We start from the raw sequence: 26,649 nt of genomic DNA on the forward strand, positions 1-26,649 counted from the left end.
ACAGGGCGGCTGCCGGGCCGCCCGTCGGCCTCTCAGGCGTCGGCGCTGTCCGCGTCCGGCTGCGCGCCCGGCCGACGGATGCCGAGCGCCTCGATGGTCGCCGGCCGCGCCAGCTGGTAGAGCGCGGTCAGCGACGCCGCCGCGAGCACGATCCCGGCCGGGATCAGCACCCCGTGGGACCGCAGCAGCGTCCAGGCCACCGGAAGCGCGATGATCTGCGTGATGAGCGCCGGCCCACGGCTCCAGCTGCGCCGCTGAAGCAGTCCACGGGCGGCGAAGAGCGGGATCAGCCCCAGCGCGACCACCGTCAGACCGCCCATTTCGGCCTGCTGCGGGCTGTCGGGGCGGCCGAGCAGCCCCATGACCAGCATGTAGACACCGCCGATGACCAGGGCCGCACCTTCGAGGGCGTTGAGTCCGGCCACGAGCGTGATCCTGGCCGGCTTCGGCGGTTCGGCCAAGGGCATCGACGAGGGCGCGTTCTGCTGAGTACTCACCCTTGCAGGTTGGCATCCCCGGCGTACGAAAGGGAAGCCGGGGTCGGAACACCACCGGACCACCCCCGGACGACGCGCACGACCCGTCGCGCCGCGCCTGCATCGTCACTCAGCGTGAAGGTAACCGGGCAGGACTTCAGGCCGGTACCTCGCGGTAGGTACTCTGGCGGTCATGCGCGCACTTCTTGTGGTCAATCCAGCTGCCACCACCACCAGTGCGCGGACCCGTGACGTGCTGATTCATGCACTGGCCAGCGAGATGAAGCTGGAGGCCGTGTCCACGGAGTACCGCGGACACGCCCGCGACCTGGGACGACGGGCCGCCGACAGCGACGACATCGATCTCGTGGTCGCGCTCGGCGGTGACGGCACGGTCAACGAGGTCGTGAACGGCCTGCTCCACAACGGCCCCGACATCGACAACCTGCCGAAACTCGCCGTGGTCCCCGGGGGCTCCACCAATGTCTTCGCGCGCGCCCTCGGCCTGCCGAACGACGCGGTGGAGGCGACCGGCGCCATCCTGGACGCACTGGCCAACCGCACGGAGCGCACCGTGGGCCTGGGCCTCGCGGCCGGCACCCCCGGCACGGAGGACGAATCGGTCCCGGAGCGCTGGTTCACCTTCTGCGCCGGCCTCGGATTCGATGCCGGAGTGATCGGACGCGTCGAACAACAGCGCGAGCGCGGCAAGCGTTCGACCCATGCGCTCTACGTTCGCCAGGTGATGCGCCAGTTCCTGGAGGAACCGCATCGGCGACAGGGACTGATCACGCTCGATGTGCCCGGCCAGGACCCGGTCACCGATCTCGCGCTCTCCATAATCTGCAACACGGCCCCCTGGACCTATCTGGGAAACCGGCCGATGTACGCCTCCCCCAAGGCATCGTTCGACACCGCCCTGGACGTCCTGGGCCTGCAGCGTCTGTCCACCGCGGCGGTCACCCGGTATGCCACCCAGCTGCTCACTTCGAGCCCCGAGAAGGGCCCACGCGGCAAGCACGCTGTTTCACTGCATGACCTCACGGACTTCACCTTGCATTCAAAGGCCCCACTGCCCTTCCAGATGGACGGTGACCACCTGGGGCTGCGTACGAGTGTGACGTTCACAGGCGTACGCCGTGCACTGCGTGTGATTGTGTGAGTGGAAGGGACCAAAGTCCTTTAACTCGAACGTTTGGACTGGCCTCCACCCTCTAGAAGTACGGCTGTGACCTAGCCGACACCGAGGAATCAAAAAAAACTTTCCAGAAGGGGTTGTATCCGTCGCCGAGGTTTGCGAATCTCTACATGGCGATCGGGACGGCCCGCAACAACGGCCTCCACTGAAAGCCAGAACCCCTCCTCACTGCACAGGACCACAACCAGTTCATCTGGGCGTCGGCCCGACACTTGCGGGGGGATTCGTGAAAGCGTTCACATTCACAAGCCACAGTACGTATACCAAGGAGAGGTAGCAGCCATGGACTGGCGTCACAACGCCGTTTGTCGTGAGGAAGACCCGGAGCTGTTCTTCCCCATCGGCAACACCGGTCCTGCGCTGCTGCAGATCGAGGAAGCCAAGGCCGTCTGCCGTCGCTGCCCCGTCATGGAGCAGTGCCTGCAGTGGGCGCTCGAGTCCGGCCAGGACTCCGGCGTCTGGGGTGGCCTCAGCGAGGACGAGCGCCGCGCAATGAAGCGCCGCGCCGCTCGCAACCGGGCGCGCAACGCAAGCGCCTGACCGACGCCACCGCTACGAACCTCAGCCAGGCGGCGCGTACGGAGTGTACGCATCACCCCGCCCCCCGAGTCGCAGCGCGCAGTACCCCCGAAGCGCATGCTTGACCAGAGAGCCCGGACCGTTCACCAACGGTCCGGGCTCTCTGCTGTGCGTACGCACCGGCTGTGCGCGCCTACTAGCTGTGCGTACGTACCAGCTGTGCGTACGTACTACTTGTCGGCGCGGACCGGAATATCGAGGACGACCTGGGTGCCGCGCTCGGGCGCCGGCACCATGCCGAACGAGCCGCCCAGCTCCCCCGCGACCAGCGTCCGCACGATCTGGAGTCCCAGATTTCCGGCACGCTGCGGGTCGAACCCCTCGGGCAGTCCGCAGCCGTCGTCCTGCACGGTGATCAGCAGACGTCCCTCGGTGGGCGAGCCGCCACGCACCGCGGACACCTCGACCGTGCCCGACTCGGCCACGCCGAACGCGTGCTCCAGAGCGTTCTGCAGCACCTCGGTGAGGACCATCGCCAGTGGTGTGGCCACTTCGGCGTCGAGGATGCCGAAGCGTCCCGTGCGTCGGCAGGTGACCTTGCCCGGTGAGATCTCGGCGACCATGGCGATGACCCGGTCGGCGATCTCGTCGAACTCCACCCGCTCGTCCAGATTCTGGGACAGCGTCTCATGGACGATGGCGATCGAACCGACGCGCCGTACCGCCTCGTTGAGCGCCTCACGGCCCTGCGGCGAGTCCATCCGGCGGGCCTGCAGGCGCAACAGGGCGGCAACCGTCTGGAGGTTGTTCTTCACCCGGTGGTGGATCTCCCGGATGGTGGCGTCCTTGGTGATCAACTCGCGCTCGCGGCGGCGCAGTTCGGTGACGTCTCGCAGCAGGACCAGGGAGCCGATGCGGACCCCCTTGGGCTTGAGCGGGATCGCCCGGAGCTGGATCACCCCGCCCGTGCACTCCACCTCGAACTCACGGGGGGCGTACCCGCTGGCGAGTTTGACGAGCGCCTCGTCCACCGGGCCCCGGGAGGGTGCGAGTTCGGCGGTGATCCCGCCGAGGTGCTGTCCGACCAGGTCGGAGGCGAGACCGAGGCGGTGGTAGGCGGAGAGGCCGTTGGGGCTGGCGTACTGGACGACCCCGTCGGCGTCCAGGCGGACCAACCCGTCGCCGACCCGCGGCGAGGCGTCCATGTCGACCTGCTGGCCGGGGAACGGGAAGGAGCCGGCCGCGATCATCTGGGCCAGGTCGGAGGCCGACTGGAGGTAGGTCAGCTCCAGCCGGGACGGCGTGCGGACCGTGAGCAGGTTGGTGTTGCGCGCGATGACGCCGAGGACCCGGCCCTCCCTGCGTACGGGGATCGACTCGACCCGTACGGGAACCTCCTCGCGCCACTCCGGGTCGCCCTCGCGCACGATCCGGCCCTCGTCCAGCGCCGCGTCCAGCAGCGGACGGCGGCCGCGCGGAACGAGATGGCCGACCATGTCGTCCTGATAGGAGGTGGGGCCGGTGTTGGGACGCATCTGGGCGACGGACACGTAGCGGGTACCGTCACGTGTGGGGACCCAGAGGACGAGGTCTGCGAAGGACAGGTCGGAGAGCAGCTGCCACTCCGAGACCAGCAGATGGAGCCACTCGAGGTCGGTGTCACTCAGGGCGGTGTGCTGGCGGACGAGGTCGTTCATGGAGGGCACGTGTGCGAGCGTACCTGTGGATGTGCACAGGTTCCGAACCGGACGGCCCGCCCGTACGTGCAGGGGGAAGGGCCGGAATTCACCGCGCACCACGGATGGACACGGGCGAATGGTCTAGTCCACAATGCACAAGACAGAGCCTCCGCTCTCCCCGCACAGGAGAGCGGAACGAGGTACCCGCGCTCTCTGCCCTGACTGCGCCGGTATCTCCCCCCGGCCGGGGGCACCGCACACCGCCGGCCGGACCGACCGCCCGTCATGGGCGGTCCTGCTCCGGGCTGCGGTGCTGGTCGGGCTGAGGGTCCCGGCCCGGCGCCGCGGCCCGCGGGTGTTTCCGGGGGCGGATCACGTGCCTCTCAGCGGGTCTCGGTGACCTTCGCGAGCGCGCGCGGCGCATCCGGGTCCTGACCGCGGGCGATCGTCACCTCGTAGGCCAGCATCTGCAGCGGCAGGATCTCCAGGATCGGCTGGACCTCCTCCGCGACGCCGGCCATGGGCAGCACGAAGCCGGCGGAGGCCGCTTCCACCTGGGCCTTCGGGCCGACCACGAAGAGGTCCGCCCCGCGCCCGCGCAGCCGGTCGAGCACCGGCTGGAGGGCCTCGCCGCCCCGGCCGTCGGTGACCACGGCGATCACCGGGGAGATGTTGTCGACCATGGCGAGCGGACCGTGCAGCAGATCGGCTCCCGAGTAGGACAGAGCGGGGATGTAGCTCGTCTCCATCAGCTTCAGGGCGGCTTCCTTGGCCGTGGGATAGCCGTAGCCGCGCGAGGTGATGACCATGCGCTCGGCAAAGCGGTAGCGGGACGCCAGGGCCTTGACCTCGTCCTTGCGGGCCAGGATCGCCTCGGCGAGCTCCGGCAGGATCGCGGCCGCCGCGCCGTCGCCGCCGCGCAGGCCCTCCACGAAGAGGTACAGGGACAGCAGCGAGGCGGTGTACGTCTTGGTGGCCGGCAGGGCCTTCTCCGGTCCCGCCAGGATGTCGATGTGGTACTCGGAGACCGCGGCGAGCGGTGAGTCCGGGCTGTTGGTCACCGCCAGCGTGACCGCACCGGCCTCCCGGGCCGCCTTCGTCGACGCCACCAGGTCGGGCGAGCCGCCGGACTGGCTCACGGTGATGACCAGGACGTCCTTCAGGTCGGGCTTCGCGCCGTACGCGGTGGTCGTGGACATCGAAGCCAGGCCGCAGGGCATTCCCAGCGTGATCTCCAGCAGGTACTTCGCGTAGAGCGCGGCGTTGTCCGACGTACCGCGGGCGGTGAGCAGGACGAAGCGTGGCTTCCTGGCCGCGATCTCGGCGGCCACCGCGCGGATGGCGGGTGCCCCCCGGTCGAGGATGCGCCGGAGCATCTCGGGCTGCTCGGCCATCTCACCGGACATGATCCGGCCGGGCTGCTCGCCCTCGCCGGCCGGGTACGTGGCGGACATGTCTGGTGCCTCCCGGGGGTGTCACGATGCGTCGGCCAAGTCGAACACAGGGCGCCGGGGGCCCGCCAGCGGACGACCTCCCGGCGCGGCCGTGCCCGGGGGTTCCGAAACGTCTCCCCCGCGTGCTCCCGGGGGCCGTGTCCAGGGGTGCGAGGTCTGCTAGATTAGACTTAGATTGGTCTATACCACATATCTTCACTCCAGATCGGCAGGCCCCGCGTGGAAGTTGTCATCGTCCCGGACGCCAAGGCAGGCGGCGAACTGATCGCGGGGGCCATCGGCGCCCTGCTGAGCCGTAAGCCCGACGCCCTTCTCGGCGTTGCCACCGGCTCGACCCCGCTGCCCATCTACCAGGCATTGGCGGACAAGGTCCGCTCCGGTGCCGTGGACGCCTCGCGCGCCCGCATCTGCCAGCTCGACGAGTACGTGGGGCTGCCTGCGGGCCACCCGGAGTCGTACCGCTCCGTGGTACTGCGCGAGGTCGTCGAGCCGCTCGGGCTCTCCGAGGCGTCGTTCATGGGCCCCGACGGCTCCGCCGAGGACGTCCAGGCCGCCTGCGAGGCCTACGACAAGGCGCTCGCCGAGGCCGGCGGCGTGGACCTCCAGCTGCTCGGCATCGGCACCGACGGGCACATCGGCTTCAACGAGCCGTGCTCCTCGCTCGCTTCCCGTACCCGGATCAAGACGCTGACCGAGCAGACCCGGGTCGACAACGCGCGCTTCTTCGACAACGACATCGCGCAGGTGCCGCACCACGTCATCACCCAGGGCATCGGCACGATCCTTGAGTCCCGTCACCCGATCCTGCTCGCCACGGGCGAGGGCAAGGCCGACGCCGTGGCGCAGACGGTCGAGGGACCGATCGCGTCGATCGTGCCCGCGTCGGCGCTGCAGCTGCACCCGCACGCGACGGTCGTGGTCGACGAGGCGGCGGCGTCCAAGCTGAAGCTGGCGGACTACTTCCGCGCCACGTATGCGGCGAAGCCGCTGTGGCAGGGTATTTAGTTCTTCCGGTACGCGAGAGGGCCGGGACACCGTGTGGTGTCCCGGCCCTCTCGCGTGCGGGGCGTCCTGCTGGACGCCTTTGTCCTCAATCGCCGGACGGGCTTGGTTGTGGCCGGACCGGCTTGGTTGTGCCCGGACCGGCTTGGTTGGGCCCGGACCGGCTTGGTTGGGCCCGGACCGGCTGATGGTCAGACCGCGGTGATGGCCTCCGCCGCCGCCAGGCCGCAGACCCTGGCCGCGCCGTGGGTGGCGATGTGCAGGGCGCCCCTGGGTTCGGCCTGGGGGACGCCCATCTCGACCACGATCGTGTCCGGACGCGCCGCGAGCACCGCGTCGAGGGCCTCGGTCATCCACGGGTGGCGGTGCGCGTCGCGGACGACCGCGACGATGCGCCGCTCCCCCGCGGCCCGCAGCACACCGGCCGCGGTTGCCTCGGTCTCGCTGCTGTACGTGTCGGTCCCGGTGCCCGGCACCAGCCGGGCCAGCTCGGCGGCGACGCCCCACGGGGTCTCGTCGCCGACCGCGATGTTCGCGACCGGGGTGAACGCGGCGACGTACGCCGGTCCGGTGAGCGGTTCGGCCGTGCCGGTCACCTTCACCGCACGGCGGGCGGCGATCAGACCGATGTCCGAGGCAATGCCCGTGCTGTCTCCGGTGCCGGGCGCGGTCCCCTCCTGCACTGCCGCGCCCGACTCCGATACAGCCCCCCTGGCCCGCTGCGTCCAGGACGCAAGGGCCCGCACCCGGGCGGCGGCGTCCGCCAGCCGCTCCTCGGGCAGTTCACCGGCACGGACCGCCGCGACCAGCGCGTCGCGCAGCCGCAGGACCGTGCTGTCGTCGTCGAGACCGCCGCCGACGCAGAGCGCGTCGGCGCCCGCCGCGATCGCGAGGACCGAGCCGCGCTCGATCCCGTACGTCGAGGCGATGGCCTGCATCTCCACGGCGTCGGTGACGATCAGGCCGTCGTAACCCAGCTCCTCGCGCAGCAGACCGGTCAGGATCTGCGGGCTCAGGGTCGCCGGGCGGTGCGGGTCGAGCGCGGGAAGCAGGATGTGCGCGCTCATCACCGACTTGGAACCCGCCGCGATGGCCGCCCGGAAGGGCACCAGTTCACGGGCGTGCAGGGTCTCCAGGTCCACGTCGATGCGGGGCAGCGCGTGGTGCGAGTCGACCGCGGTGTCTCCGTGCCCCGGGAAGTGCTTGGTGCAGGCGGCGACGCCGGCGGCCTGGAGGCCCTCGATGTACGCGGCGGTGTGGCGGGCGACCAGGTGGGGGTCGGCACCGAAGGACCGCACCCCGATCACCGGGTTGCCGGGATTGGAGTTGACGTCCGCGGAGGGCGCCCAGTTGAGGTTGACGCCGCAGTCGGCGAGCCGGCGGCCCAGCTCCCGGGCGACGGCGCGGGTCAGTGCGACGTCGTCGACGGAGCCGAGCGCCAGGTTGCCGGGGAAGGACGAGCCGTGACGCACCTCCAGCCGGGTGACGTCGCCGCCCTCCTCGTCGATCGCGACGAGCACGTCGTCCCGCTCGGCGCGGAGCTGCGCGGTGAGCGCGGCAAGCTGCTCGGGGGTCTGGATGTTGCGGCCGAACAGACCGACGGAGGAGAGTCCTTCGCCGACCCGGCGCAGCAGCCAGTCGGGGGCGGTGGTGCCGGTGAATCCCGGCTGCAGCACGGCGAGGGCGTCACGGGTGACGGTGTCCGTGGTGGATACGAGGGTGGTCATGGCGGCGTTATCCCTTCACGGCGCCGGAGGTGAGACCCGCGGCCATCTTCTTCTGGACGATCATGAAGAAGATGACGACCGGAAGGGCGATCATGGTCGATGCCGCCATCAGGGCGCCATAGTCCGTACCGCGCTCACTCGTGAACGTCATCAGCCACACGTTGAGCGTGTACTTGGAGTTGTCGTTGATCAGGATGTACGCGAAGAGGTACTCGTTCCACGCGTTCACGAGCGCGAAGATCGACGCGGCAGCGAGGCCGGGTGCGAGCAGCGGCAGGATCACGCGGCGGAAGGCTCCGAAGCGGGTGCAGCCGTCCACCATGGCGGACTCCTCCAACTCCACCGGGATGTTCACCACGAAGCCGCGGATCATGATCGTCGCGAACGGCAGGGTGGAGACCAGGTAGACGACGATCAGGCTCCAGTACTCGTCGATCCCGCCCATGGCGTTGAGCTGGGCGTAGATCGGGATGAGCATCGCCGTCGGCGGCAGCATCTGGACCAGGATGAGGATGAGGACCAGGGTCTTGCGGCCGAAGAAGCGGAACCGGCCGATGGCGAGCGCCGCCAGGGTGGCGATGATCATGCCGCCGACCACGGCGGTGACGGAGACGATCAGGCTGGACTGGATCGCGGTGCCGAAGTTCGGCTGCTGCGTGGCCCGGACGAAGTTGTCGAAGGTGATCGACGAGGGCCACAGCGTCTGGTCGTACGAGCGGATCTCCCGGCTGGGCCGCAGCGAGCTGATGACCAGCCAGTAGACCGGGAAGACCATGACCAGGGCGATGCCCAGTCCGAGGATGTTCAGGCCGGCCCGGCTCTTCTTGCGGTCGGGGCGAAGGACCTGTGGTGTGTCGGTCGTGGTGCTCATTCGACCTCTCCCGTCTTCATGAGCTGGCGCAGGTAGTACACGGCCACGCCGGACAGCAGCAGCACCGTGATCAGGGCGATTGCGGTGCCCTGACTGAAGGAGGTGGACTCGAAGGCCTTGGAGTAGGAGTAGAGGCCGAGGGTCTCGTACTCCGGCTCGGGCTTGCTGCCGCGCAGCAGCCAGATCTGGCCGAAGACGTTGAAGTCCCAGATCACCGAGAGGGTGGCCACCATGCTGAACACCGGCTTGATGACCGGCCAGGTGACATAGCGGTAGACGCCGTAGCTGCTGGCGCCGTCGAGCGAGGCGGCCTCTTCCAGTTCCTGGGGGACCTGGGTGAGGGCCGCGTACAGCGTGACGACGACGAAGGGGATGGCGCCCCAGACCACCAGCAGGGTGATGATCGCGAAGCCCTGGATCGGGTCCAGGTACCAGTTGTGGCCGAGGAAGTCCTCGCCGACGACCTTCGCGATGAGGGTGTTGATGAGCCCGTAGTCGGAGTCGGCCATGAAGCGGAAGATCGAGGCGGCGACCATCAGCGGCATCGACCAGGCGGCGATCAGGCAGAAGGTCAGGATCAGCCGGACCCAGTTGGAGAGGCGCCGCATCAGCAGGGCGATCAGCAGGCCGATGCCCATGGTGAGCGTCACGCAGATGGCCATGAAGACGACCGTGCGGAAGGTGACCCACCAGAACTCGGAGTCGCCGAGGATGTTGGTGAACTGGTCCAGTCCGACCCACGGTGCGGGCTCACCGCTCCACAGCTCGCGCCGGCCCATGTCCTGGAAGGACATGATGACGGTCTTGCCGAGCGGGTAGAGGTAGACGGCGGCGATCGCCACGATCGCCGGGAGGATCAGGAAGTAGGGGAGGAGTTCGCCCTTCTTCCGCTTCCTCTTCTGTGTACGGGGGGCCTTGCCGCCCTCATCGGACAGCGGGCTCCCGGCCACTTCGGGATCACGTGGTACGGGGACCGGTGGCCCGGCGGCCTTGGTATCGGCGGCAGTCACGTGGCGACCTTCCATCGCGGGTCCGAGGCAGTCCCCGGAAAACACGGCGTTCTTTGCGAAAGGAGCGGGGGCCCGGCACAGTGCCGGGCCCCCGCCTGGCGATCAGAAGGCGAAGGCCTTCTTGTTGATCAGGCCTTCTTGTTGATCAGCGCGTCGATCTCGCTGTCCGCCTTCTTGGCGGCATCGGCGACCGAGGTGCCCTTGAGGATCTTCAGGAGCATGTTCTCCAGAATCTCCTCCTTCTCGATCGAGGCCCAGCCCGGCGCGATCGGCGTGAACCAGGCGTCCGGCACCGCGTTGGCGATGGCGGCCGTCTCGGGCTTGGCCTTCAGCGGCTCAAGCTGCTTCTCGTTGTTGGGGAGGATGTTCTTCGACGCGAGGACCTCCATGGACTTCGCGTTGGTGAAGAGCGAGATCCACTCCTGGCCGAGGTCCTGGACCTTCGACTTGGAGACGACGGCCAGGTCGGAACCACCGATGAAGGACGGGAGCGCCTTGCCGTTCGGGCCGGGCATACCGGCCGTCGCGATCTTGCCCTCGAGCTTCGGGTTGCCGTTCTCGCCCGTGGTGACGCTGCCGGCCTCCCAGGCCTGGCCGTAGATGACCGCGGCCTTCTCGTTGGCCATGACGTTGGCGTGGTCCTGCTCGTCCTTCGTCTGGTCGGCCTTGTTGTACTTCTTGACCAGGTCGACGAAGTGCTGGATGCCCTTCTGCGCCTCGGGGCTGGAAAGGCTGGCCTTCCACTCCTTGGAGCCCTCGTCGTACTTGGCGATCTGGCCGCCGTACGCCGCGACGTAGGACATGGCCGCGTACCAGTAACGGCCCGGGTAGTAGAGGGACGAGGCGCGCTTGTCCTTCTTCGCGAGCTCGGCCTGGACCTTGTCCATGGCCTTGAGGAACTCGTCCTCGTTCTGCGGAAGGACGTCGCTGCCGGTGCCGGCCTTCAGCATGTCCTTGTTGTAGACCGCGAGACGGGCGCTGGCGTAGTAGGGGACACAGAAGGTCTTGCCCTCGTAGGAGCAGGTGTCCTTCAGACCCTTGATCCAGGTGTCCGAGTTCTCGTACTTCTTCGTGTCCACCTCGGCGAGCGCGCCGTTGAGGATGTACTGCATGGTCTCGGTGTTGCCGAGCTCGACAACGTCCGGGAACTTGTCGCCACCGAGGGAGGTGTCGAGCTTCTTTACCTTGTCAGCCCACTGCTGGTACTGGACCTTGACCGTGACGTTCGGGTACTTCTTCTTGAACTCGGCATTGGCGTCCTTGACCAGTTCCGGCCAGGTCGACTGGGCCTCGCCCATGAGCCAGACGGTCAGGTTCTCCTTGCGGTCCTTCGGGTCCTTCGACGACGCCGTGTCGTCGGAACCACATGCCGCCACGGAAACCAACATGCCCGCGACGCCGATCGCCGCGATGAGCTTGCGCTTCACGCCACCCTCCTCAGGGATGCTGCAACCCCCCGCCCACCGCGCAAAATCGTCGACGAGTACTACTGGGGCTGGGACCTGGTCTTTAATGGTTTAGACCAGTACCGGGAGCTTGGCCTAGACCTTTAGGGGTGTCAAGGGTGTATAAGAAGTGCACTCGCGTCCGTTATAGGACCGACACCTGAGGGAGGGCGACGAGCCGTGACCGGACCGTGCCACCATGTGAGCCGCGACAGACGGAGGAGCCGGTGACGGCAGCAACGCAGCAGTCGGGAAGGCGGGCCATGGGTGCCGACGGGGGCAGTACGGAGAGCGAGACGGGCGCGGGCACGGGCGCGGGCACGCGCACCGCGCGCGTCCCGAAGTACTACCGGCTGAAGCGACATCTCCTCGACATGACGGACACGATGCCGCCGGGCACCCCCGTGCCCCCGGAGCGAACCCTGGCCGCCGAGTTCGACACCTCGCGCACCACCGTGCGCCAGGCACTCCAGGAACTGGTCGTCGAGGGCCGACTGGAGCGCATCCAGGGAAAGGGCACCTTCGTCGCCAAGCCGAAGGTCTCACAGGCCCTGCAGCTCACCTCGTACACCGAGGACATGCGCGCCCAGGGGCTGGAACCGACGTCCCAGCTACTGGACATCGGCTATGTCACGGCCGACGACATGCTCGCCGGACTCCTCGACATCAGCACGGGCGGCCGCGTGCTGCGGATCGAGCGGCTGCGCCTGGCGAGCGGTGAGCCGATGGCGATCGAGACCACCCACCTCTCGGCCAAACGCTTTCCCGCGCTGCGGCGTTCGCTGGTCAAGTACACGTCCCTCTACACGGCCCTGTCCGAGGTGTACGACGTACGGCTGGCCGAGGCCGAGGAGACCATCGAGACCTCCCTCGCCACCCCGCGCGAGGCCGGCCTGCTCGGCACGGACGTGGGTCTGCCGATGCTCATGCTGTCCCGGCACTCGCTGGACGGACAGGGCGAGCCGGTCGAGTGGGTGCGCTCGGTCTACCGGGGCGACCGCTACAAGTTCGTGGCCCGCCTGAAGCGACCGCTGGACTGATCCGTCCGCGCCACCGTGCAAGCCCGCAGCCCTCGTGGAACCCTTCCCACGGGGGCTGTTCGGCGCCCCGGCCCTTTTTGGTCCGGACCAACACCCCGACCTTTGGCGATATTTCGACCAACTGTCCGACGTCTCAGGACCGTTGCCGGACCGCAATGCGGACAGGGGGTGACGGTGGACGGAACCCTCGCCTAGATTTCCTGCGCATTGCAACAGGTGATCAGCGAGGGGACGGAGTCGCCGCCATGCCGGAAGAACCAGAAGGAAAACCACCCACCGTCACACCCATGCGGGTGGTCATCGCCCTCTGTCTCATCGCGCCGTTCGTGGCGATGCTCTGGGTGAGTTCGTACGCCAAGGTCGACCCGGCCTTCATCGGCATCCCGTTCTTCTACTGGTACCAGATGCTCTGGGTGCTGATCTCCACGGCGCTCACGATGATCGCGTACAAGCTGTGGCAGCGTGACCAGCGCGCCCGCAAGGGGGGTGCGTCAGCATGAAGGACGGCGTGAACGGCGTCGCACTCGGCGTCTTCATCTTCTTCTTCCTGGCCGTCACGGTCGTCGGCTTCATGGCCGCCCGGTGGCGCAAGGCCGAGAACGAGGCCAGCCTCGACGAATGGGGTCTTGGCGGCCGTTCGTTCGGCACCTGGGTCACCTGGTTCCTGCTCGGCGGCGACCTCTACACCGCGTACACCTTCGTCGCCGTTCCCGCGGCGATCTACGCGGCGGGCGCCGCCGGCTTCTTCGCGGTGCCCTACACCATCCTGGTGTACCCGCTGATCTTCACCTTCCTGCCGCGTCTGTGGTCGGTGTCGCACAAGCACGGCTACGTCACCACCTCGGACTTCGTCCGCGGCCGCTTCGGCTCCAAGGGGCTCTCGCTGGCGGTCGCCGTCACCGGCATCCTCGCCACGATGCCGTACATCGCGCTGCAACTCGTCGGCATCCAGGCGGTGCTGGACGTGATGGGCGTCGGCGGCGGCGAGAACACCCACTGGTTCATCAAGGACCTGCCGCTGCTGATCGCCTTCGCGGTGCTCGCTGCGTACACGTACTCCTCCGGGCTGCGCGCGCCCGCGCTGATCGCCTTCGTCAAGGACGGCCTGATCTACCTGGTCATCGCCGTGGCGATCATCTACATCCCGATCAAGCTCGGCGGCTTCGACGACATCTTCGCCGCCGCCCAGGAGAAGTTCGCCGGTCCGCCGGGAGGCAAGCCGACCGGTGCGCTCGCACCCGCGGCGGCGGGCCAGTGGGGTTACGCCACCCTGGCCCTCGGTTCGGCGCTGGCGCTCTTCATGTATCCGCACTCGATCACGGCGACGCTCTCCAGCCGCAGCCGTGAGGTGATCCGCCGCAACACGACGATCCTTCCGCTGTACTCGCTGATGCTGGGCCTGCTCGCGCTGCTCGGCTTCATGGCGATCGCCGCCGGCGTCAAGGTGGACAACGGCCAGCTGGCGATCCCGCAGCTGTTCGAGAACATGTTCCCCGACTGGTTCGCGGGCGTGGCGTTCGCCGCCATCGGTATCGGCGCACTGGTGCCCGCCGCGATCATGTCGATCGCCGCGGCGAACCTGTTCACCCGCAACATCTACAAGGACTTCCTCAAGCCCGACGCGACCCCCGCGCAGGAGACCAAGGTCTCCAAGCTGGTGTCGCTGCTGGTGAAGGTCGGCGCGCTCGCCTTCGTCCTCACCATGGACAAGACGGTCGCGATCAACTTCCAGCTGCTCGGCGGAATCTGGATCCTCCAGACGATGCCGGCCCTGGTCGGCGGGCTGTTCACCCGATGGTTCCACCGCTGGGCGCTGCTCGCGGGCTGGGCGGTCGGCATGATCTACGGAACGGCCGCCGCCTACGGGGTCGCCAGCCCGACCCAGAAGCACTTCGGCGGGTCCTCCAAGGAGATCCCGGGCCTCGGCGAGATCGGCTACATCGGTCTGACGGCCTTCGTGCTGAACCTCGTGGTGACCGTCGTCCTCACCTTCGTCCTGAACGCCGTGAAGGCGCCGGCCGGGGTCGACGAGACCTCTCCGAGCGACTACACCGCGGACGCGGGCGACCCGGGTGTGAAGACGGAGCTCCCGCCGGCCACCGCCGGTGCGCCGGGCGGCCACTGACCGTCGCCTGCGCGAACGGGCCGCCGCACCCTCCCCGGAGAGGTGCGGCGGCCCGTTCGCGCGTCCCGCGGAAATCCCCTTGCGGCCACGGCCCGTTCCTGCGGCAGACTTCCGCCCATGGACATTGCAATCCGGCCGGTCGAGCCCGCCGAGCACGCTCTCCTCGGCGAGATCACCGCCGAGGCCTATCTCGGCGACGGGCTCCTGGACTACGGCACCGACGACCCGTACCTGGCGAAGCTGCGCGACGTGCCCCGCCGGGCCGCCGAGGCCGAGGTTCTGGTGGCCGTCGACGCGCAGGGCCGCGTCCTGGGCGGGGTCGCCTACGCCCCGCCGGGAAATCCGTGGGCCGACATCGCAGCGGCGGACGAGGCCGAGTTCCGGATGCTGGCGGTCTCCCGCGAGGCCCGTGGAGCCGGGGCGGGTGAGGCCCTCGTACGGGCCTGTATCGACCGCGCACGGGGCACCGCGGGCGTCACCGGCCTTGTCCTGTCGACGCTCCCGGCGATGCGCGGCGCCCATAGGATCTACGGGCGCCTCGGCTTCGTACGGACCCCCGAGAGGGACTGGAATCCCATCGACGACCTCAAGCTGCTGGCCTACCGTCTGGACCTCCACCCCGCGCCGTGAGCGCGCACTGAGATCACGTACGACACAACATGTGGGGGCTGCCTCATCCGGCAGCCCCCACATGTATGCTCGTGCTCGCTGTCGCCGCAGGGAAATCCGGTGCGAATCCGGAACTGTCCCGCAACGGTGTGTTCGGTGTGCTTTTGCGCACCCGAGTCCGAGGTCCTGCCGACAGCGCATCCGGCTCGACCGATCCGGATGCCCAGAAGTCCGGGCCTCGTGGATGGGCCGGTGGACGCCGCACGGAGCGCTGCCCTGCCGCGCTCCGCCCGGCCGCCCTCCGCTCCCCGAAGGCCCAGAGCCGAGCGAGGGAGTGCACCACGTGACCATCGCGCCAGCCGATCCGGTTACAGCGGCCGAATCAACGGGAACCACGAGCGACGGACCGGGAACCGTGCTGCTGCGGACCCTGACCGACCTCACCGCCGATCTGCCCGACACCGACCCCGGACGCGTCGCCGCCGCCGCGCTGCGCGGCCGCAACGCCCGGTCGGACGAGGCGGAGCTGCGCTCGCTGGCCACCGAGGCCGCCGCGGGACTGATCTCCGAGGACCCCGCCTACTCCCGGCTCGCCGCCCGCCTCCTCACCCGCACCATCGCGGACGAGGCGGCCGGGCAGGGCGCGACATCGTTTTCCGCGTCGGTCGCCGTCGGGCACCGCGAGGGCCTGATCGCGGACCGCACCGCCGAGTTCGTGACGCTCCACGCGGCCGCGCTCGACGCACTGGTGGCGCGGTCGCTCGCCGACGGCGCCGACGACCGCTTCGGCTACTTCGGCCTGCGCACCCTGCACAGCCGCTACCTGCTGCGCCACCCGATCACCCGCCAGGTCATCGAGACGCCGCAGCACTTCATGCTGCGCGTCGCCTCCGGGCTGGCCGAGGACACCTCCGACCGCGCCCTGGACGAGGTCGCCGCGCTGTACGGGCTGATGAGCCGGCTGGACTACCTGCCCTCCTCCCCCACGCTCTTCAACTCCGGCACCCGTCACCCGCAGATGTCCTCCTGCTACCTGCTGGACTCGCCGCTGGACGAGCTGGACTCGATCTACGACCGCTACCACCAGGTGGCGCGCCTCTCCAAGCACGCGGGCGGCATCGGCCTCTCGTACTCCCGCATCCGCGCCCGCGGTTCACTGATCCGCGGCACCAACGGGCACTCCAACGGCATCGTGCCGTTCCTGAAGACGCTCGACGCCTCCGTCGCCGCGGTCAACCAGGGCGGCCGGCGCAAGGGCGCCGCCGCCGTCTACCTGGAGACGTGGCACGCGGACATCGAGGAGTTCCTGGAGCTGCGCGACAACACGGGCGAGGACCAGCGGCGTACGCACAACCTCAACCTGGCGCACTGGATCCCCGACGAGTTCATGCGCCGGGTCGACACGGACGGCACCTGGTCGCTGTTCTCCCCAGCCGATGTGCCCGAGCTGGTCGACCTGTGGGGCGACGAGTTCGACGCCGTCTACCGCGCGGCCGAGGCCAAGGGCCTGGCGCGCAAGACCATGCCGGCCCGTGAGCTCTACGGCCGGATGATGCGGACGCTGGCCCAGACCGGCCAGGGCTGGATGACGTTCAAGGACGCCTCCAACCGGACCGCGAACCAGACCGCCGAACCGGGCCGCGTCGTGCACTCCTCGAACCTGTGCACCGAGATCCTCGAAGTCACCGACGACGGCGAGACGGCCGTCTGCAACCTCGGTTCGGTCAACCTCGGCGCGTTCGTCGCCGACGGCACCATCGACTGGGAGCGTCTGGACGCCACCGTGCGTACCGCCGTGACGTTCCTCGACCGGGTCGTGGACATCAACTTCTACCCGACCGAGCAGGCCGGCCGCTCCAACGCCCGCTGGCGGCCGGTGGGTCTGGGCGCCATGGGTCTCCAGGACGTCTTCTTCCAGCTGAGGCTGCCGTTCGACTCCCCCCAGGCCCGTGCGCTGTCGACGAAGATCTCCGAGCGCATCATGCTCGCGGCGTACGAGGCGTCCTGCGACCTCGCCGAGCGGTCGGGTCCCCTCCCCGCCTGGTCCGAGACGCGTGCCGCCCGCGGCGTGCTGCACCCCGACCACTACGACACCGAGCTGAACTGGCCGGAGCGCTGGGACGCCCTGCGGGCCCGGGTCGCGAAGACCGGCATGCGCAACTCGCTGCTCCTTGCCATCGCGCCGACGGCGACGATCGCCTCGATCGCGGGCGTGTACGAGTGCATCGAGCCCCAGGTCTCCAACCTCTTCAAGCGCGAGACGCTCAGCGGTGAGTTCCTCCAGGTCAACGCCTACCTGGTGGACGAGCTGAAGAAGCTCGGCGTGTGGGACGCGCGGACCCGTGAGGCGCTGCGCGAGGCGAGCGGCTCCGTGCAGGGCTTCGCCTGGATCCCCGAGGAGGTGCGGGCGCTGTACCGCACCGCGTGGGAGATCCCGCAGCGCGGACTGATCGACATGGCGGCGGCCCGTACGCCGTTCCTCGACCAGAGCCAGTCGCTGAACCTGTTCCTGGAGACGCCGACGATCGGCAAGCTCTCCTCGATGTACGCGTACGCCTGGAAGCAGGGGCTGAAGACGACGTACTACCTGCGCTCCCGCCCGGCGACCCGGATCGCGCGTGCCGCGTCGTCCGTAACTTCGATCCCCACACAGCAGTTGGAGAGTACGACCGATGCGGTCGCCTGTTCTCTGGAGAACCCGGAGAGCTGCGAGGCCTGCCAGTAGTCACAGGCTTCTTCCGCTCGAAGAGTGGAAGGCGCCGGCCCTTCCGGCCGACGCCTCCTGTGACCAGCACCAGCCATCACCAAGAAGGAGGTGACCTTGGTGGCTACGTTCCGTACAGGACAGCAGACCCACCCGACTGTGCTTCCTCAGCAGTCGGCTCTGGAACCCGGCTCAGCAGACAACCTCAGGAGCATGGACGAAACGGGAGCCGGGCGCCGCAACGCGGCACCCGGTACGGAACATGTGCGAGGGGAGACGCCGGGCAGCTCACCTGCCGCCGGGCGCGTCACCTCGGACCGTCTGGTCCGGGAGGCGGGCCGTGAGGCCCATTCATATGTGTTTGTCATCGACAAACACGGCATACCGTTGCAGCCCTGCAGTCCGGCCCGCGCCCGGAAACTGTTGGGAGCGGGGCGCGCAGCTGTACACCGGTACACACCGTTCGTGATCCGTCTGAGGGATCGCACCATCACGGAATCCGTGGTGGAAGGAGTGGAGATAGGTATCGACCCTGGCAGCAGGCACACGGGGGTCGCAGTGTTCACCTCGGTCGCTGGTGAACGACAAGGCCGCTTCGCACTGCAGCTCGATCACCGGGGCGCAACCATTCGCAAGAAGATGCTCCAACGTGCCGCGTTTCGGCGCCGACGCCGGTCGGTGAACCTGCGCCACCGCCCTGCACGCTTCAACAATCGTGCTGTGCAGGCCGGTTGGCTCCCTCCCACATTGCGCCATCGGGTGGACACCACGCTCGCCTGGCTGGAGAGGCTCACTCGCTGGACTCCGGTGAAAAGGGTGCACGTAGAACGTGCGGCGTTCGACACCCACGCCCTCACTCTCGGGAGGGCCTCCACGGGTGGCATTGAGTACCAGCAGGGCACTCTCGCGGGCTATGAGGCTCGTGAGTACCCCCTCGCCAAATGGCGCCACGCCTGTGCCTACTGCGGAGCTACCGGTGTACCTCTGAACATCGATCACATCCGCCCGCGCTCGCGAGGCGGCACCGATCGAATCTCGAACCTCGCCTTGGCTTGCATCCCCTGTAATCAGGCGAAGGGCAACATCTCAGTCGAGAAGTTCCTGGTCCGCAACCCTCAGCGACTCGCGCAGATCCTCGCCCAGGCAAAGGCACCTCTGGTAGATGCCGCTGCCGTCAACAGCACCAGATGGGCACTATGGCGTGCCATCAACGCCCGTTGGCAGACACACGTCTCCTCCGGCGGACGCACCAAATGGAATCACATCCGCAATCGTCTGCCTAAGACGCACACTCAGGACGCCCTGGCCGTAGGCAAAGTCGATGCCATCACTCGGCATCCAGCGCACGTACTGATCGTCAGCTGCACAGGGCGAGGCACGTACGCCCGCACTCGTGCTGACAAACACGGCTTCCCTCGCTTGCGTCTGCCCAGGAGAAAGACGGTCCGCGGGTTCCAAACCGGAGACCTCGTCAGGGCGGTAGTTCCCACCGGCAAGAAGGCGGGAACGCACACGGGCCGGGTCGCGGTCCGCACCAGCGGCAGCTTCAACATCACCACCCGGCACGGCACTGTGCAGGGAATCCACCACCGGCACGTCCTCCTCCTCCAGCGAGCCGACGGATACGCCTACACCACAGAGAAGGAGACAGGGGCCTCCCCAGGCATAGCCTCTGGGACACACACCCCTCTCAGCTCATGAGCACCACACCCGAACGACACAAGAACCTGCTGGACCCGGGCTTCGAACTGACCCTGCGGCCGATGCGCTACCCGGACTTCTACGAGCGCTACCGGGACGCGATCAAGAACACCTGGACGGTGGAGGAGGTCGACCTCCACTCCGACGTCGCCGACCTCGCCAAGCTCTCGCCGGGCGAGCAGCACATGATCGGCCGGCTCGTCGCGTTCTTCGCGACGGGTGACTCGATCGTCTCCAACAACCTCGTGCTGACGCTGTACAAGCACATCAACTCACCCGAGGCGCGGCTGTACCTGTCGCGGCAGCTGTTCGAGGAGGCCGTGCACGTCCAGTTCTATCTGACGCTGCTCGACACCTATCTGCCCGACCCGGACGACCGGGCGGCCGCCTTCGACGCGGTCGAGGAGATCCCGTCGATCCGCGAGAAGGCGCAGTTCTGCTTCAAGTGGATGGATTCGGTCGAGAAGATCGACCGGCTGGAGACGAAGGCCGACCGCCGCCGCTTCCTGCTGAACCTGATCTGCTTCGCGGCGTGCATCGAGGGCCTGTTCTTCTACGGCGCCTTCGCGTACGTGTACTGGTTCCGCTCGCGCGGTCTGCTGCACGGCCTCGCCACGGGCACCAACTGGGTGTTCCGTGACGAGACGATGCACATGAACTTCGCGTTCGAGGTCGTGGACACCGTCCGCAAGGAGGAGCCGGAGCTCTTCGACGACGCTCTCCAGCAGCAGGTCACCGACATGCTGAAGGAGGCCGTCGAGGCGGAGTTGCAGTTCGGCCGTGACCTGTGCGGCGAGGGCCTGCCCGGCATGAACACCGAGTCGATGCGCCAGTACCTGGAGTGCGTCGCCGACCAGCGGCTCACCCGGCTGGGCTTCCCGGCGGTGTACGGCTCGGAGAACCCGTTCTCGTTCATGGAGCTCCAGGGCGTCCAGGAGCTGACGAACTTCTTCGAGCGCCGCCCGTCCGCCTACCAGGTGGCGGTCGAGGGCACGGTCGGCTTCGACGACGACTTCTAGTCCCTTCAGATCCTCGCCCAGCTCCTGACGTACGGACGCCGTGCGGCCCTCACCGGCCGTGCGGCGTCCGCCGTTTGCGGGGGTTCGGTACGGCGGGCCCGTTCCGCCTCCCGGAGCTCGCGGTCGATGCGGCGTTCGCGGGCGATGCCGGCCAGCGCCGGCAGCAGGACGAGAGCGATAACGGCGGATATGCCCAGGAAGTTCAGGAATGTGTTCATGCCTCTACTGTCGTCGTTTCCGGCCGATCGCGTCAGTGGCAGGACTGTCATGGACCATCGAATTACTGCCACACTGGGGCCATGCTGAAAAATGTCGCCGCCCTGCTGCTCGACGAGGTACACCCCTTCGAGCTCGGCGTTCTGTCCGAGGTGTTCGGACTCGACCGCAGCGACGAGGGACTGCCGGTGCAGGACTTCGCCGTGGTCTCCGCCGAGGGCCCGGTCCTTCGGACCCACGCCGGGTTCACCATCAACACCCCCTTCGGCCTCGACCGCCTGGAGGAGGCCGACCTCATCGCCATCCCGGCCGGCAGCCGCTTCGGCGACCGGGAGTTCCCCGAGGAGGCCCTGGAGGCACTGCGCCGGGCCGTGGACCGCGGGGCCAGGGTGCTGAGCGTCTGCTCGGGGGCGTACATGCTCGGCGCGGCCGGCCTGCTGGACGGCCGGCGCTGCACCACGCACTGGCGGCATGCCGCCGAGCTGGCCCGCCGCTTCCCTCGGGCGATCGTCGAGCCGGACGTGCTGTACGTGGACGAGGGCTCCGTCATCACCTCGGCGGGCACGGCCGCGGGGATCGACGCCTGTCTGCACCTGATCCGCCAGGAGTACGGGACCGCCGCCGCCAACACCATCGCCCGCCGCATGGTGGTGCCGCCGCATCGCGACGGCGGGCAGGCGCAGTACATCCAGCGTCCGCTGCCCCGCACCCGCTGCGACACGGTCGGCGACACGCTCGCCTGGATGGAGCGCCACCTCGACCAGGAGATGACCGTCGAGCAGCTGGCCGCACAGGCGCACATGTCCCCGCGCACCTTCGCCCGCCGCTTCCAGCAGGAGACGGGCACCACCCCGTACCGCTGGCTGCTGCGCCAGCGGGTGCTGCTGGCGCAGCATCTTCTGGAGACATCCGATGAAACGATGGATACGATCGCCGGACAGACGGGCTTCGGAAACGCCGCGGCACTCCGCCATCAGTTCGTACGCTCCCTGGGCACCACGCCGAACGCGTACCGCAGGACCTTCCGGGGCCCGACCGAACTGACCGAAGTCGCCTGACTCTCCATCGGGCTGACATCGGATCATTCGTCCAACCGATTCCTTCAACTGTCCATGGACCGGGCCGCCGTCGGCGCGCCAGGGTCGGGCGCATGGACATCCGGATGGCTAAACGAAGGACCATCGGGGCCGTGGTGGCCGCGCTCGCCGCCACCCTGCTCCCCCTGCAGAGCGCCGTGGCGCAGGACGGATCCACCGCCGCCCCGCCTCCCGAGGTGCTGCCGTCGCTGCGCCAGTGGCAGCCCGGCGAGGGGGAGTTCACGCTCACCGACCGGGCCAGGATCGTGCTGGACGGGGTGCGGGAGCAGCGCACATCGGCCGATGCGGCGCGGTTCGCGGGCGAACTGGCGGGGAAGGCCCCGGTGTCACGGGGAGAGGCCCGCTCCGGCGACATCGTGCTGCGCCAGGACCCGTCCCTGAAGGGCACGCTGGGAGCGGAGGGCTACCGCCTCGATGTCGGCGACCGGGTCACCGTCACCGCCGCGACGTCGACGGGCGTGTTCTACGGTTCGCGCACAGTGCTCCAGCTGCTGAACGACGACGGCCGGGCCGCGCGCGGTTCGGCGACGGACGTGCCCGCGTACCGCGAGCGCGGGGTCGGGGTGTGCGCCTGCTACATCAACGTCTCGCTCCCCTGGTTCGAGCGGCTGATGAAGGACATGGCCTCCCAGAAGCTCAACCAGCTCTGGATCGAGGCGAAGGTCAGGAGTGACACCGACCCGGAGTCGGCGTTCTGGGGCTATTACACGAAGCCGCAGGTGCGCGCCCTGGTCGCGATGGCGAAGAAGTACCACATCGACCTGGTGCCGGAGATCAACTCCCCCGGCCACATGGACACGTACCTGGAGAACCACCCGGAGCTCCAGCTCAAGGACAAGGACGGCGTCGCCTCCCCGCCCCGGCTGGACATCTCGCGGCCCGAGGCGCTGGCGTACTACACCTCGATGGTGGACGAGGCCCTGGAGGTGTGGGACACCCGCACCTGGCACATGGGCGCCGACGAGTACATGATCGGCTCGTCGTACCCGAACTATCCGCAGCTGCAGACGGCCGCGACCGCGAAGTTCGGCGCCTCGGCCACCCCCGACGACCTCTTCGTCGACTTCATCAACCAGGTCAACGCCCATGTGAAGGCCGGCGGCCGGTCACTGCGGATCTGGAACGACGGACTCGTCGGCCGCAACGGCACCGTCCCGCTCGACCGTGACATCACCGTCGAGCACTGGCTGGGCGGCGGCGCCATCCAGCAGCCGTCCGCGCTGCTGGCCGAGGGCCGGCCGGTGATGAACTCGGCGTACGCGCTCTACCTGGTGCGCGGCGGATACACCATGCAGACCCAGAAGCTGTACGAGAGCGACTGGACGCCCCTGCGCTTCGAGGGCCAGACACTGCCCGCCACGGCGGCGAACCTGACCGGCGCGAAGATCAGCCTGTGGCCGGACAGCGCGGCGGCCGAGACCGAGAACGAGGTCGAGGCGAAGGTCTTCATGCCGCTGCGCTTCATCGCGCAGGCCACCTGGGGCGGTCCGAAGCCCAGTGGGACGTACGCCGGTTTCGAGGCGCTCGCCCGGCGGATCGGGCACGCCCCCGGCTGGGAGAACACCGACCGCACCCCGCTGGCGGACGGTACGTACCGGCTGACGGCGGGCGCGAAGGCGCTGGCACCCGGCGCGGACGCCGGGGTCGCGCTGGCCCGGGGCTCGAAGGCGGCGTGGACGCTGACGGCGACCTCCGACGGGTACTACACCGTGAGGTCCACGGAGAACGGTCTGTGCCTGGACGCGGCACGCGGGAAGAAGTACCTGGGCGCCCCGCTGGAGGTGGGGGCCGAGCTGTCGCTCGGGACCTGCGCGGCGGGTGCGCGCACGCAGCGCTGGCAGCTGGACACCGGAGCGGGCGCCACGGTCCTGCGTAACGCCGTCTCCCAGCTGCGGCTGACGGAGCGGTCATCGGACGGCGCCGCGGTGCAGACGACGGGCGGAACGCGTCTGGCGGCGAAGTCCGCCTGACCTCGGGAGCAGCTGTGGGGCCCGCCGACGACGGCGGGCCCCACAGACGTGTCAGATGCCGCAGTTGGGCGCCGACCAGTAGTGGCTCGGGCCCTGGTTCACGTGGACGTGGTCGTTGTGGTCCGGGTAGCCCGGGCCGAGGATCCCGTTGAACCCGTGGTTACGGGCCTGCTGGGCCAGGGTGCAGAAGGCGATCCCGCCCAGGTCGGCCGCGTCACCGTACAGATGGCGGCTGTTGGACGCACCACCGGCAGCACTGTTGCAGGAGTAGGAACGGAAGCCGCTGTTGACGGTGATGGGGCGGTCACCGAGCGCGTGGCGCAGCGCCTCCAGCTTCCACATGGTGCTCAGGGCGTTGGCCTTCGCGGTGCCCGCCGCGACGGCACCACCCGCCCAGGTGCTGTTGCAGTGGTTGAGCTCGGCGTACGTGAAGTGGGCGGGCGTGCAGTCGCTGTCCTGGAGGGCGTAGAGCTTGGACTGGGTGGCCGGGCCGGCGATGCCGTCGGCAGCCAGTCCGTAGGCGGCCTGGAAGCGCTTGACGGCGGCGGTGGTGGCGGGCCCGTAGGAGCCGTCGATGGCGAGTACGGAGTTGTATCCGGGGTATCCGGCCACCCGGATCTGGAGCTGGACGACATCGTTGCCGGTGGCGCCCGAGGAGAGGGTACGGGTCCAGGTGTAGCAGTCGTCGGCCTGCGCGGTGCCGGCGGTCACGACGGCCCCGCCCAAGGCGAAAGCCATGGTCATGACAAGGCCGAGCAGGAGTCGTGCGGAACGTCTGAGCATGGGGGGGGCTCCCTACCACGGTGAAGGTGTGGAGCGACAGCCTGTCGGACGAGTCGACGCGCGTCAACTATGCATGGAAGAAAGGCAGTTGACTTCTCCGAGACATGCCGGAGGCCCTGTCCCGGCGTACCGGAACAGGGCCCCGCACAGCTGCGCGCCCAGCCGGATCAGTCGTTCGGGACGACCTCGTAGCGCGGGGTGTTCTCCGCCATCTGCCGCAGCGCGTCCTTACGGTCGCGCTTGGAGAGCCGGTCGATGTACAGGTAGCCGTACAGGTGGTCCGTCTCGTGCTGGAGGCAGCGGGCGAAGTAGCCGTTGCCCCGCACCTTGACCGGGTTGCCCTTGGCGTCCTGGCCGCGCACCACCGCGTAGTCCGGGCGGGCCAGCGAGGCGTACGCCGTCGGGACGGAGAGGCAGCCCTCGTTGGAGTCGTCCAGGACGCGCTCCTCGGGCGCGAGCTCGTCGAGCACCGGGTTGCAGATGGCGCCCGTGTGCCGGACCCCGTCGTCGTCCGGGCAGTCGTAGACGAAGACCTTGAGGTCGACCCCGATCTGGTTGGCGGCCAGGCCCACACCCTCGGCCGTGCGCTGGCTGGCGAACATGTCGTCGATCAGCTGGGCCAGCTCGTCGTCGAACGCGGTGACGTCCTTGCACTCCTTGTGCAGGACCGGGTTGCCCACGACCGTGATCGGGCGGGAGGTGCCGCGCTCGCGGTATGCCGCCTCGCGCGCCTCACAGTCCTCGGTGTCGACCAGAAACCCTTCCTCGTCGACGCTGATCTGCTCGTCCGTCTCCTGCTGGGCCATGTCCGCCGTACGCCTTCCTCACAACCTGAAACCCGGGATCCGCGGCTCGCGAGAACCCGGGCACCCGAGCACCGGAATCGGTGCGCGTACAGCCTACGGGCACCGGCCGGGCACCGGTCAGCAGACTTCTTCGAGATCGCGCCACTCACGACTGTCCGGGCTGTCCGCCACCCAGCCGTCGAGCAGCCCGCGCACCAGCCCGGCAGGGGCCGCCAGACCGCATTCACGCTCGGGCACCCACAGCTCGCCCGCGGTGCGGTGGCCCAGCGGGCCGGGGTGGCCCGGCTCGCTGTGGTCGTGCGGGTCCAGGTGCTCGCCGTCGCCCTCGTCGCTCTCCATCCGGCTCTCCGAACAGGCCCGGCACAGCAGCCGGACGGACGACGACCAGTCCTCGGCGGCGAAACCGGCGTCGGACGCCAGCTGCTCCAGCGCGTCCCGGTCCGCCTCGGTGGCCGCTTCGAGCAGCACCACCCAGGTCGGGACGGGAGACGGGGCCCACAGCTCGATCTCGTCGAACACGGGGTACGAGGGCCCGGCCGCGGTGATCCGCTCGCCGTGCGGGACTCCGTCGTGCAGCACGACCTCGCCCCAGCGCCGCCCGGACGACGGCAGCGGGATCGACAGCACCTCGATCCGTGCCGGATCCAGCCTGCGGCCCCAGACGACCTCGGCCTCGCCCTCCGGCGACAGCCGCACGGCCGCGCTGCCCAGCTCCATGCCGACCGGCTCGCTGTTGGACGCCGGTGTCTGCTGCCCGCCGCCGGGCACCTTCAGCCCGTACGCCTGCCAGGCCCGGCGGGCCAGCGGCCAGTCCTGGAGCGCGGTGGCGGCGATCCCGACGTTCCACCAGTCGGGGGCGCCGGACTCCTTGTCGAGCAGCGCGACGGCCCGCAGGCCCGCGGCCCTCGCCTGTTCCCAGTCGTGCCGGAACTTGTGCAGCAGCGCCAGGTTGAACCACGACTCGGAGAGCCAGGGCTCCAGATCCGCCGCACGCGTCAGCAGTGCGCCCGCGTCCTCGTACCGGCCGTCGCCGATCAGCGTGAACGCGCGGTCCGTGGCCTGCCGCCAAGAGGCGGAGGGCCGATGCCGTACCTTCCCGAAGATCCTCACGATTCCCGCCTGTCCCGACTGGACACCCTCGTTTTCCACTCTCTTCGCATCCAACCATGCCCGGCCGGACGCCCGCTCATTACCCATG

At 68.9% G+C, this 26,649-nt stretch carries 23 protein-coding genes and 1 riboswitch; of the genes, 12 read left to right on the forward strand and 11 right to left on the reverse strand.

What is annotated here, in order from left to right:
* Positions 1 to 32: 32 nt before the first annotated feature.
* A complete protein-coding gene (locus tag OG912_RS09080; protein ID WP_327713378.1) occupies positions 33 to 425 on the reverse strand; it encodes a hypothetical protein in 393 nt (130 codons plus the stop codon).
* Between the two features lie 244 nt (positions 426 to 669).
* Here OG912_RS09080 and OG912_RS09085 point away from each other — a divergent pair, with 244 nt between their 5' ends.
* Both OG912_RS09085 and OG912_RS09090 read left to right on the forward strand, forming a co-directional pair.
* The gene (locus OG912_RS09085; protein WP_327708920.1) at positions 670 to 1,638 is read left to right on the forward strand and encodes a diacylglycerol/lipid kinase family protein; all 969 of its coding nucleotides are present in this window, start codon (positions 670 to 672) and stop codon (positions 1,636 to 1,638) included.
* A gap of 318 nt (positions 1,639 to 1,956) precedes the next feature.
* Entirely contained in the window at positions 1,957 to 2,214 is a 258-nt protein-coding gene (locus OG912_RS09090; protein WP_003953983.1) for a WhiB family transcriptional regulator, read from the forward strand.
* A 209-nt stretch (positions 2,215 to 2,423) separates the two neighbouring features.
* Here the strand turns inward: OG912_RS09090 and OG912_RS09095 are convergent, their stop codons facing one another.
* Together OG912_RS09095 and OG912_RS09100 are read right to left on the reverse strand one after the other, a co-directional pair.
* Positions 2,424 to 3,890, reverse strand: a complete 1,467-nt coding sequence (locus tag OG912_RS09095) for a sensor histidine kinase (protein ID WP_326740764.1) — start codon at positions 3,888 to 3,890, stop codon at positions 2,424 to 2,426.
* Between the two features lie 365 nt (positions 3,891 to 4,255).
* On the reverse strand, positions 4,256 to 5,326 hold the full coding sequence (locus OG912_RS09100) for an SIS domain-containing protein (protein ID WP_326738664.1): 1,071 nt from the start codon (positions 5,324 to 5,326) through the stop codon (positions 4,256 to 4,258).
* Positions 5,327 to 5,545: 219 nt separating this feature from the next.
* Here OG912_RS09100 and nagB point away from each other — a divergent pair, with 219 nt between their 5' ends.
* Entirely contained in the window at positions 5,546 to 6,331 is a 786-nt protein-coding gene (gene nagB / locus OG912_RS09105; RefSeq protein ID WP_326738663.1) for a glucosamine-6-phosphate deaminase, read from the forward strand.
* A gap of 188 nt (positions 6,332 to 6,519) precedes the next feature.
* Here nagB and OG912_RS09110 read toward each other — a convergent pair whose 3' ends face one another.
* The 4 genes from OG912_RS09110 to OG912_RS09125 all read right to left on the reverse strand — a co-directional run bounded on the left by OG912_RS09110 (position 6,520) and on the right by OG912_RS09125 (position 11,363).
* Positions 6,520 to 8,055, reverse strand: a complete 1,536-nt coding sequence (locus OG912_RS09110) for a glycoside hydrolase family 3 protein (RefSeq protein WP_327708921.1) — start codon at positions 8,053 to 8,055, stop codon at positions 6,520 to 6,522.
* A gap of 7 nt (positions 8,056 to 8,062) precedes the next feature.
* Entirely contained in the window at positions 8,063 to 8,926 is an 864-nt protein-coding gene (locus tag OG912_RS09115; RefSeq protein WP_326738661.1) for a carbohydrate ABC transporter permease, read from the reverse strand.
* Positions 8,923 to 9,936 carry a carbohydrate ABC transporter permease gene (locus OG912_RS09120; protein ID WP_326738660.1) on the reverse strand — a complete coding sequence of 338 codons (1,014 nt, stop codon included), beginning with the start codon at positions 9,934 to 9,936 and terminating at the stop codon, positions 8,923 to 8,925. Before OG912_RS09120 ends, OG912_RS09115 begins: the two co-directional genes overlap by 4 nt.
* 128 nt (positions 9,937 to 10,064) lie before the next feature.
* Positions 10,065 to 11,363, reverse strand: coding sequence for a sugar ABC transporter substrate-binding protein (locus OG912_RS09125; protein ID WP_326738659.1), 1,299 nt, complete (start codon positions 11,361 to 11,363; stop codon positions 10,065 to 10,067).
* 281 nt (positions 11,364 to 11,644) lie between these two features.
* Here OG912_RS09125 and OG912_RS09130 point away from each other — a divergent pair, with 281 nt between their 5' ends.
* From OG912_RS09130 to OG912_RS09160, 7 genes are all read left to right on the forward strand, one after another.
* Positions 11,645 to 12,421 carry a GntR family transcriptional regulator gene (locus OG912_RS09130; RefSeq protein WP_327713379.1) on the forward strand — a complete coding sequence of 259 codons (777 nt, stop codon included), beginning with the start codon at positions 11,645 to 11,647 and terminating at the stop codon, positions 12,419 to 12,421.
* A 287-nt stretch (positions 12,422 to 12,708) separates the two neighbouring features.
* Positions 12,709 to 12,921 (forward strand): DUF3311 domain-containing protein, encoded by a 213-nt coding sequence (locus tag OG912_RS09135; protein WP_406092719.1) that lies wholly within the window; start codon positions 12,709 to 12,711, stop codon positions 12,919 to 12,921.
* A complete protein-coding gene (mctP, locus tag OG912_RS09140; RefSeq protein WP_327708923.1) occupies positions 12,918 to 14,546 on the forward strand; it encodes a monocarboxylate uptake permease MctP in 1,629 nt (542 codons plus the stop codon). Before OG912_RS09135 ends, mctP begins: the two co-directional genes overlap by 4 nt.
* 117 nt (positions 14,547 to 14,663) lie before the next feature.
* On the forward strand, positions 14,664 to 15,176 hold the full coding sequence (locus OG912_RS09145; RefSeq protein WP_327708924.1) for a GNAT family N-acetyltransferase: 513 nt from the start codon (positions 14,664 to 14,666) through the stop codon (positions 15,174 to 15,176).
* 78 nt (positions 15,177 to 15,254) lie between these two features.
* A riboswitch (adenosylcobalamin-variant (AdoCbl-variant) riboswitch) is annotated at positions 15,255 to 15,351 on the forward strand.
* A 147-nt stretch (positions 15,352 to 15,498) separates the two neighbouring features.
* The gene (locus OG912_RS09150; protein ID WP_327708925.1) at positions 15,499 to 17,880 is read left to right on the forward strand and encodes a ribonucleoside-diphosphate reductase subunit alpha; all 2,382 of its coding nucleotides are present in this window, start codon (positions 15,499 to 15,501) and stop codon (positions 17,878 to 17,880) included.
* A 336-nt stretch (positions 17,881 to 18,216) separates the two neighbouring features.
* Positions 18,217 to 19,560 carry an RNA-guided endonuclease IscB gene (gene iscB, locus OG912_RS09155; protein WP_327713380.1) on the forward strand — a complete coding sequence of 448 codons (1,344 nt, stop codon included), beginning with the start codon at positions 18,217 to 18,219 and terminating at the stop codon, positions 19,558 to 19,560.
* A complete protein-coding gene (locus tag OG912_RS09160) occupies positions 19,557 to 20,579 on the forward strand; it encodes a ribonucleotide-diphosphate reductase subunit beta (RefSeq protein WP_327708926.1) in 1,023 nt (340 codons plus the stop codon). Before iscB ends, OG912_RS09160 begins: the two co-directional genes overlap by 4 nt.
* Positions 20,580 to 20,584: 5 nt before the next feature.
* On the opposite strand, the gene OG912_RS09165 is transcribed toward OG912_RS09160, so the two are convergent.
* Positions 20,585 to 20,797, reverse strand: coding sequence for a hypothetical protein (locus OG912_RS09165; RefSeq protein WP_327708927.1), 213 nt, complete (start codon positions 20,795 to 20,797; stop codon positions 20,585 to 20,587).
* Between the two features lie 81 nt (positions 20,798 to 20,878).
* Here OG912_RS09165 and OG912_RS09170 point away from each other — a divergent pair, with 81 nt between their 5' ends.
* Positions 20,879 to 21,853 (forward strand): helix-turn-helix domain-containing protein, encoded by a 975-nt coding sequence (locus tag OG912_RS09170; RefSeq protein ID WP_327708928.1) that lies wholly within the window; start codon positions 20,879 to 20,881, stop codon positions 21,851 to 21,853.
* A 104-nt stretch (positions 21,854 to 21,957) separates the two neighbouring features.
* A complete protein-coding gene (locus OG912_RS09175) occupies positions 21,958 to 23,862 on the forward strand; it encodes a family 20 glycosylhydrolase (protein WP_327708929.1) in 1,905 nt (634 codons plus the stop codon).
* A gap of 51 nt (positions 23,863 to 23,913) precedes the next feature.
* On the opposite strand, the gene OG912_RS09180 is transcribed toward OG912_RS09175, so the two are convergent.
* From OG912_RS09180 to OG912_RS09190, 3 genes are all read right to left on the reverse strand, one after another.
* Positions 23,914 to 24,645 carry a D-Ala-D-Ala carboxypeptidase family metallohydrolase gene (locus OG912_RS09180; RefSeq protein WP_327708930.1) on the reverse strand — a complete coding sequence of 244 codons (732 nt, stop codon included), beginning with the start codon at positions 24,643 to 24,645 and terminating at the stop codon, positions 23,914 to 23,916.
* A 167-nt stretch (positions 24,646 to 24,812) separates the two neighbouring features.
* Entirely contained in the window at positions 24,813 to 25,451 is a 639-nt protein-coding gene (gene def, locus OG912_RS09185) for a peptide deformylase (protein WP_326738648.1), read from the reverse strand.
* 117 nt (positions 25,452 to 25,568) lie between these two features.
* Positions 25,569 to 26,561, reverse strand: coding sequence for a tetratricopeptide repeat protein (locus OG912_RS09190; protein WP_326738647.1), 993 nt, complete (start codon positions 26,559 to 26,561; stop codon positions 25,569 to 25,571).
* Positions 26,562 to 26,649: the final 88 nt, after the last annotated feature.

Origin of the sequence: Streptomyces sp. NBC_00464, from assembly GCF_036013915.1 — a bacterium.
Lineage (GTDB): Bacteria > Actinomycetota > Actinomycetes > Streptomycetales > Streptomycetaceae > Streptomyces.